Source organism: Planotetraspora sp. A-T 1434 (assembly GCF_025420585.1).
Classification (GTDB): Bacteria; Actinomycetota; Actinomycetes; order Streptosporangiales; family Streptosporangiaceae; genus JAOEGB01.
On record NZ_JAOEGB010000069.1, the window covers coordinates 1 to 1,294 of the forward strand.

The following is a 1,294-nucleotide window of genomic DNA, read 5'->3' on the forward strand; positions in this document are numbered from 1 at the left end:
AGTCACCTTGCCGACCAGGATGTCACCGGTCGTGACCTCGGCGCCGATACGAATGATGCCCCGCTCGTCGAGATCGGCCAGGACCTCCTCGGAGACGTTCGGGATGTCCCGGGTGATCTCCTCAGGGCCCAGCTTCGTGTCACGGGCGTCGACCTCGTGCTCCTCGATGTGAATCGAGGACAGCACGTCGTCCTGCACCAGACGCTGCGACAAGATGATCGCGTCTTCGTAGTTGTGGCCCTCCCACGGCATGAACGCCACCAGCAGGTTCTTACCCAGCGCCATCTCACCGGTGTCGGTGCAGGGCCCGTCAGCGATCACCTGGTTGACCTCGACCCGATCACCCTCGGCCACGATCGGCTTCTGGTTGAAGCAGGTGCCCTGATTCGACCGCTTGAACTTCGCCACGCGGTACGTCGTCCGCGTGCCGTCGTCGTTCATGACGGTCACGTAGTCGGCGGAGACCTCCTCCACCACACCGGCCTTCTCGGCCGTGATGACGTCACCGGCGTCGGTCGCGGCGCGGTACTCCATGCCGGTGCCGACCAGCGGCGCCTCGCTCTTCAGCAGCGGCACCGACTGGCGCATCATGTTGGAGCCCATGAGCGCGCGGTTGGCGTCGTCGTGCTCGAGGAACGGAATCATGGCGGTGGCCACCGACACCATCTGGCGCGGCGACACGTCGACGTAGTCGACCTCCTCGGCACGGGCGAGCTCGGTCTCACCGCCCTTGGTGCGGACCAGGACGCGGGACTCGGCGAACGAACCGTCCGGGTTGAGCGCCGTGTTGGCCTGCGCCTTGACGTAGCGGTCTTCCTCGTCGGCGGTCAGGTAGTCGATCTGGTCGGTCACCTTCCCGTCGACGACCTTGCGGTACGGCGTCTCGACGAAACCGAAGGCATTGAGCCGGGCATAGGAGGCCAGCGAGCCGATGAGGCCGATGTTCGGGCCTTCCGGGGTCTCGATCGGGCACATCCGGCCGTAGTGGGACGGGTGCACGTCACGGACCTCGAAGCCGGCGCGCTCACGCGACAGACCACCGGGGCCCAGCGCGTTCAGGCGCCGCTTGTGCGTCAGCCCCGACAGGGGGTTGGTGTGGTCCATGAACTGCGACAGCTGCGAGGTGCCGAAGAACTCCTTGATCGACGCCACGACGGGGCGGATGTTGATCAGGGTCTGCGGCGTGATGGCCTCGACGTCCTGGGTCGTCATGCGCTCGCGGACGACGCGCTCCATGCGGGCCAGGCCCAGGCGGACCTGGTTCTGGATGAGCTCGCCGACGCTGCGCAGGCGG

At 66.8% G+C, this 1,294-nt stretch carries 1 pseudogene; it reads right to left on the bottom strand.

The features are described 5' to 3' along the window. A pseudogene (locus N5079_RS34970) lies at positions 1-1,294 on the bottom strand (DNA-directed RNA polymerase subunit beta); the annotation flags it as partial.